At 70.5% G+C, this 6,711-nt stretch carries 5 protein-coding genes; 2 read left to right on the forward strand and 3 right to left on the reverse strand.

All coding sequences use genetic code 11. The features are described from left to right. Positions 1-322: 322 nt before the first annotated feature. Positions 323-2,485 (reverse strand): TonB-dependent siderophore receptor, encoded by a 2,163-nt coding sequence (locus GRF61_RS22730; protein ID WP_169152901.1) that lies wholly within the window; start codon positions 2,483-2,485, stop codon positions 323-325. 243 nt (positions 2,486-2,728) lie between these two features. Between GRF61_RS22730 and GRF61_RS22735 the strand changes: the two genes are divergently transcribed. Further along, the gene (locus tag GRF61_RS22735; protein ID WP_169152902.1) at positions 2,729-3,466 is read left to right on the forward strand and encodes an SDR family oxidoreductase; all 738 of its coding nucleotides are present in this window, start codon (positions 2,729-2,731) and stop codon (positions 3,464-3,466) included. On the opposite strand, the gene GRF61_RS22740 is transcribed toward GRF61_RS22735, so the two are convergent. Both GRF61_RS22740 and GRF61_RS22745 read right to left on the reverse strand, forming a co-directional pair. Then, positions 3,444-4,205 carry a 2'-5' RNA ligase family protein gene (locus GRF61_RS22740; RefSeq protein WP_169152903.1) on the reverse strand — a complete coding sequence of 254 codons (762 nt, stop codon included), beginning with the start codon at positions 4,203-4,205 and terminating at the stop codon, positions 3,444-3,446. The two genes, GRF61_RS22735 and GRF61_RS22740, sit on opposite strands and share 23 nt — an antisense overlap. Positions 4,206-4,283: 78 nt before the next feature. Beyond that, positions 4,284-5,708, reverse strand: a complete 1,425-nt coding sequence (locus GRF61_RS22745) for a DHA2 family efflux MFS transporter permease subunit (RefSeq protein WP_169152904.1) — start codon at positions 5,706-5,708, stop codon at positions 4,284-4,286. Positions 5,709-5,764: 56 nt separating this feature from the next. Between GRF61_RS22745 and GRF61_RS22750 the strand changes: the two genes are divergently transcribed. Further along, positions 5,765-6,232: a MarR family transcriptional regulator gene (locus tag GRF61_RS22750; protein WP_169152905.1), complete on the forward strand. Its 468-nt coding sequence runs from the start codon at positions 5,765-5,767 to the stop codon at positions 6,230-6,232. The last annotated feature ends 479 nt before the right edge of the window (positions 6,233-6,711 follow it).

The raw sequence follows: 6,711 nt of genomic DNA on the forward strand, positions 1-6,711 counted from the left end.
GTGTAACAGCTGGGCTGGGGAGTCTGCGCCTGGCGCGGTTTGCCGCTGGGGCTCGCTGTCGGCTCGGCAGGGCGCTGCGGGTATGAGGCATGTGGGGGCAATCGAAAGACATTGCGGGGAGCGGGCTTCGACAGGCTCAGTCCGAACGGGAATGAGTGTGCAGGGCGGGCGCGGACAGGCGTGCGGGTTTCTTCGCCTCTCCCACCGCTCATCCAAGGCCGCAGAGAACGGCTTTGTGCGGGACCGGCTCCGTGGCCGGCGCAGAACCGGAGCGCGGCGCGCCGCAGCCGGGGCGGACTCCCGCCCGCCCCGCTCCACCGCCTTACAGATCGATCTTCACCGAGGCCTTGAAGGTGCGCGGCGCGCCCGCGGCCAGGCGGGTGCCGCCGGCGGCCCAGTATTCCTTGTCGGTCAGGTTCTCGACGTTGAGCTGCCACACCGTCTGCTTGCCCATCACCCGGGTGGCGTAGCGCACGCCGGCGCCGTAGAGGGTGACTTCGTCCAGCCAGGCCTGGTTGAGGTCGTTCACCGGGCGGCGGCCGGTGTAGTAGGCGCCGGCATTCACCGACAGGCCGGGCAGCTGGGCGATGTCGTAGGTGAGGAAGAGGCTGCCGGTGCGGCGGGCGGCGTTCTCCGGCAGCTTGCCGTCGTAATCCGGACCGATGTCGCGGAATTCCGGGTCCAGCCACAGCGCGGAGGCCTGCCAGCCGAGCTGGCGGCTGAGCCTGCCCTGGGCGGAGAGTTCGACGCCGCGGTAACGCTGTTCGCCATCGGCGGTGTAGAGGTTGTCGGCATTGGTGTAGTAGCCGGGGCGTTCGATGTCGAAAACCGCGGCCGACACCAGGGTGCCCAGCGGCGCCTGCCAGCGCGCGCCCAGTTCCTTCTGCTTGCTGATGCCGGGCGACATGCGGGTGCCGACGTTGGCGGTGCCGGTGGGCGCGGTCTCGCCCTCTTCCAGGCCTTCCGAGTAGGAAGCGTAGAGCGAGACCTCCGGCAGCGGCTTGTAGATCACCGCCGCCATCGGCGTGGTTTCCTGCGGGCTGTAGGAGGTGCCGCCCTGGTTGCTGTCGTAGCGGGCGTGGCGCAGGCCGGCGATGAGCTGCCACTGCGGGCTGAGGGTGATGCGGTCTATGGCGTAGTAGCCGACATCGCGCGTCTCGTAGGCGGCGGTGGTGGGCGAGGTGGGCATCGCGCTCCAGCTGACGCTGTTGGAGATGTCGCGCGGGTTGTAGAGGTTCTGCGAGGCGACGCTGTAGGTCTGCTGGTAGATCGGGTCCTGATCCTTGCTGGTGTAGCTGGCGCCCAGGGTGAGTTCGTGGCGCATGAAGCCGGTGTCGAAGGTGCCGAACAGCTCGGCGCGGCCCATGTCGGACTGCAGCGTCATCTCCTGCGAGTTGCCGCGGATGTTGCCGGCGCCGGTGGCCACCGCGGCGGCGTTGGTGAAGCGGAAGATGGCGAGCTGGCGCTTGCGCTCCACCTTGGCGTGGCCGGCTTCCAGCGTCAGCGCCCAGTTGTCGGAGAGGGCGTAGTCGGCGCGCAGCAGGGCGTTGGTGGTTTCGGCGCGGAAGGTGGACCAGTCCGGGCCGACGAGCTTGCTCGGGTCCACCGTGCGCGGCAGGGTGATGCGGCCATTCACCGCCGTCGGCAGCTGCACGCCGGCCTGCTCGGTGGTTTCACGGCGGTCGTATTCGAAGTCGGCCTTCAGCGTCAGGCGGTCGTTCACCCGCCAGTCGAAAGCGGCGGAGAAGAAGCGGCGCTCGCCGTTGTCCACCCCGTCCAGGTAGGAGCCCAGCGCGCCGCCGGCGGCATTCACCCGCAGGCCGTACTGCTGCTGGTCGCCGAAGCGGCGGCCCACGTCCGCGCTGGCCAGCGCACCGCCGTGGGAGTCGAAGGACAGGCCCAGCGTGGTCACCGGCTCGGCGCCGGCGCGCTTGGTCACCAGGTTCACCACGCCGGCCGGCGAGGTGAAACCGTAGTACAGCGCCGAGGCGCCCTTCAGCACTTCCACCCGCTCCTTGTTCTCCATCGGCGCCTGGGAGAAGTTGAGGTAGGGCAGCGAGCCGTTGATGCGGTAGTTGGTACGGTTCTCGACGCCGATGCCGCGTATCACCAGCTGGTCCCAGGTTTCGCCGCCGTTCTGCTGGCGGGTGACGCCGGCGGTGTTGCGCAGCGCGTCGTACAGCCCGCTGGCGGCCTGCAGCTCCAGCGCCTCGCGCGTCACCACGTTGATGGTGGACGGCACATCCATGATGTCGGCGCCGCGGAAGGTGCCGGCCTCCACCGTTTCTGGCTTCAGGCCGTCGGCGCGCACGCCGGTGACGGTGACCGCCTGCAGCTGGCGGGCTTCCTCCTCGCTGCTGCCCTGCGCATGCGCCGGCACGAACAGCGCCAGCGAGGCGGGAATCAGCAGCAGCTTCAGTTTGGGATGGCGGAGGGAAAGCGGAGACGCGGACGGGCGGAGTCGGGTAGCGGGGTGCGGGGCCATGGGAATCGAGCGGGTTGGGGAAAGGAACGCCCGGCTTGCTGCCGGATCGAGTGTGGAAGCGGGTTTGCGTCGGCGCGCGGCGGAAAACGGCGATGCATTCGCACCAAGGCAATAATGAAAACGATTCTTATTATAAGTTTGTGCCGCGCTTTTCCGACACCTCGGTTTCCACGCCCCGCTTGCCGGCCCGCGCCAGCCTGTTGAAGAATCCCGGGCTTCCCCCTTCCGCCTGGAGATTCCGCCATGCACGCCCTGCTCACCGGCCATAGCCGCGGCCTGGGAGAAGCCATTGCCGACACCCTGCTGGCGCGTGGCATTCCGGTGCTCGCCCTGTCGCGCCACGGCAACCCCGTCCTCGCCGCCCGCCATCCCGGCTTGCTCACCGAAGTGGCGCTGGACCTGGCCGACGGCGCCGCGCTGGAGCGCTGGCTGGCGGAGGGCGCCCTCGCCCGCCTGCTGCCGGCGGACGCGCCGGCGCTGCTGGTGAACAACGCCGGCATGCTGCAGCCGGTGGGCGCGCCCGGCGAGCAGGGCGCGGCGGCCATCCTGCGGGCGGTGACGGTGAACGTGGCGGCGCCGCTGATGCTGGCGGACGCGCTGATCGCCCAGCGCCAGGGCAGCGCCGAGCGCCGCATCCTGCATGTTTCCAGCGGCGCCGCGCGCAGCCCTTATGCCGGCTGGAGCCTGTACTGCGCCACCAAGGCCGCGCTGGACCACCACGCCCGCAGCGTGGCGCTGGATGGCCTGGCCGGCGTGCGCATCTGCAGCCTGGCGCCGGGCGTGATCGATACCGAAATGCAGGGCCAGATCCGCGCCACGCCAGCGGAACGCTTCCCGCTGAAGGCGCGCTTCGAGCAGCTGAAGCAGAAGGGCGAGCTGAGCAGCCCGGCGGCCGCCGCCGGCAAGCTGGTGGCCTACCTGCTCTCCGCCGGCTACGGCAGCGAGGCGGTGGCGGATATCAGGACGCTTGTGACCGGCTGAGGGGCGCCGGCGCGCAGGCTGGCGCGGCTGCGTCGAAAGGCGAGCTGCCGTGGCAGCGCACCATGCCTTCCGCCAGCGCGTAGTCGGCAACCGGGGCCAGCGGACCGCCGATGTCGGCGCTGTCGTAGCAGAGGAAGGCCAGCCGCCGCACCGTCAGCCGCTGCGGCGCCGGCGGGAAGTCCGCCATGCGCGACCGCAGCGCGGCGCAGTCGTACTCGCCGGCGTAGAGGCCGACGGTGAGATGCGGCAGGTAATCGCCGTCGCGGCCCCGCTCTTCCGATCGGGCGGACGGCAGCAGCACATGGCGCAGGCTGGCGATGCCGCCCTCGACGTCATGTACCGCCAGGAAGGGCGCGGAGGCGAAGCTCTCCAGCCCGCCGATCTCCAGCGCGAACGGCGGCGGTGCCGACCTGCGCAGCGCGGCCAGCGCCGCCTCGAAGGCGCCCAGCGGATAGTCGCCCTCGCGCCGCGGCTCGCCACAGGGGAAACCACCCAGCGCCACGGTGATGTGCGGCTGGCGGCGATAGCCGGGCAGCAGACAATCGCCGAGATGCGCCTGCGCCGCAGCCATCGCCCCAGCCACTGCCGGCTCCTCCAGCAGCAGCGCCCACAGGCCATAGCGCGGCCGACCCAGGTGCCAGTCGACGAAATCCCGCCGCTCGTTGCGCAAGGTGCGGCCGGCGGCGAGGAAGGCCTCGCGGGCGCGGATCAGGCTGGCGTCGGGCGGGGTGGAGTCCATGGGCGTTCCGGGGAGGAATGGGCGGATTATCTCCGCAAGCGGCGCACCCGACCGGCACGAACCGGCCGCCGGCCCCGCTCAGCGTTTCCCCATGCGGCAGGCCGCCACCAGCGCCAGGGCGAACACCCCGGCCAGCAGCAGGAAGCCCTGGGCATAGGCGGTGAGCACGCCGGGCACCACCGTGCCATACACCGACTCCCGCCAGGCGACGAACACCGCCGCCACCGCGATGCCCAGCATGCCGCCAAGCTGGCGGGCGTAGCTGATCACCGCCGACGACTGGCTCAGCTGATGCGGCTCCAGATGGCGCAGCGTGGCGAGATTGAGCGCCGGCAGGATCATGCCCAGGCCGACGCGGCCAAGCACGGTGACGAAGATCAGTTCGCCGTGGCCTATGCCCTTCGCCAGCAGCGCGAACAGCAGGAAGGAGAGGCCGAAGCAGGCCAGGCCGGCGACGGTGATCCACTGCGGCGACACCTTGTCCGCCAGCCGCCCGGCCGGCGGAATGGTAGCCGCCAGCGCCAGCCCGGCCGGCACCAGCACCATGCCGGCGGCGGCCGCGCCGAAGCCGAGTGCGTTCTGCAGGAACACCGGAATCAGATAAGTGGACGCATACAGCCCGAAGCCGTAGGCGAAGGCCACCGTGGTGCCCATGGCGAAGCTGCGGTGGCGGAACAGGCCCAGGCTGATCAGCGGCTTCTTCACCCGCCGCGCGTGGTGCACGAAGCAGGCCAGCAGGCCGGCGGCGAGCGCCAGCTGCGCCAGCGTCCACGGTGCCAGCAGGCCGCTGTGCTGCAGGCTGGCGACGGACTCGATCAAGGCCAGCGTGCCGGCGGTGAGCAGCGCCAGCCCCCACCAGTCGAAGCCGTGGCGCGGCGCCGCCTCCGCCCGCGGCAGCAGGTAGAGTGCGCTGCCGACGGCGAGCACGCAGAAAGGCAGGTTGAGCAGGAAGATCGCCGGCCAGCCGTAGCGGTCCAGCAGCATGCCGCCCAAGGCCGGCGCCACCGCCGGCGCCAGCACCAGGCTGAAGCTGAGCGCGCCGGAAGCCCGCCCCTGCACGCCGGGCGGAAAGCTGCGCATCACCACCAGCGGCCCCAGCGGCTGCAGCATGCCGGCCGCCAGCCCCTGGACGACCCGGGTGAACACGAGGAAGGGGAAGTTGGTGGCCAGCGCGCCGGCCACGCTGGCCAGCAGCATCAGCAGCACCGCACCGAGGAAGAGGCGGCGGAAACCGCAGCGATCCAGCAGCCAGGGCGTGGGCAGCATGCCTACCGTCATCGCTGCCATGAAGCCGGTGATGGCCCACTGCACCTGTTCCTGCCCGAGGGCAAAATCCCGCATCAGCGCCGGCACCGCCACGTTGAAGCTGGTGGTGGCCAGCACACCGGCGATGGTGCCCAGGCTGGCGACGATCAACACCATCCACTTGTAACGCCCGCCATGGCGCTGGGTGTGGACTTCCGCCGGCAGGGCACGGAACAGGTCGCGGATGGGGGAGGACATGGTGGACATTTCGCCCGGCAGGGACCAAGCTTTCCGTTAGCACATCAATAATTAGCATGCTAATGAAAAACCTGGTCAAAGATCAACACGCTGTCGCCACCCTGCTCCACCGCGCCGCCGCCCTGTGGCGGGTGAAACTGGACGAACGCCTGCGCCCCTGGGGCATGACCCAGGCCACCTGGCGGGTGCTGTGGGCGCTGCACACCGCCGAGGAACGCTACAACCAGAGCAGCCTCGCGGCCCGCCTCGGCATAGAAACGCCGACGCTGGTGCGCCTGCTGGACCGCATGGAGAAGCTGGGCCTGGTCGGCCGCAGCCCGGATGCCCAGGACCGCCGCCAGAAATACCTGGAGATCAAGCCGGACGGGCTGGCGCTGGTCGCCCGCATCGAGGGCGAGGTGATAGGCATGCGGCAAGCCATGCTGGCCGGCCTGGACCAGGCGGAGCTGCAAGCCTGCCTGAAGGTGCTGGAGCGGGTGATCGCCAATGGCAGCGCCACGCCGGCGAAGGATGAGGCGGGTTGAGCCGGAGGACTGGATAGCGGGCGGATGGCGCCGGACCGCGGCCAACGCTGCTTCCCTGGCGCTTTCCGGTGGAAGCCACCGGCGATGGCTCGACGGCTGCTGACGCCCTTGCGGGCGCCCCCTCTCCCCCTCCCGCGAAGGGAGAGGGGGCGGTGCTGAGGGCTTGCTCTGCGTGCGGTCGGTCAAGGGGGTGCAGCTGGCGCCTGGGGCTCGCCCGGCGCAACCTCCCCTATCGCCGACCGTCTGGCACCGGGTCTCACCTTTACCCCCCTCCCTCCGGAGCGGAGGCTGAAAAGCAAAGCACGGCCTCGCCCCACCAGAACCTCCCGTGGCCGGCGGGCCACAGGGCCGAAGCGCGAAGCGAGGGCCGGAAGAAGGGCTACGGCCTCAAAGCATGAAACGCACGGCTCCCGACAGCAAGCTCCCGCGAAGAACCACGCGGCGACACCCAGCCGCCACGCCCCCGATCGTGCTAACCG

It is taken from the genome of Azoarcus sp. TTM-91 (assembly GCF_012911025.1).
Lineage (GTDB): Bacteria > Pseudomonadota > Gammaproteobacteria > Burkholderiales > Rhodocyclaceae > Azoarcus.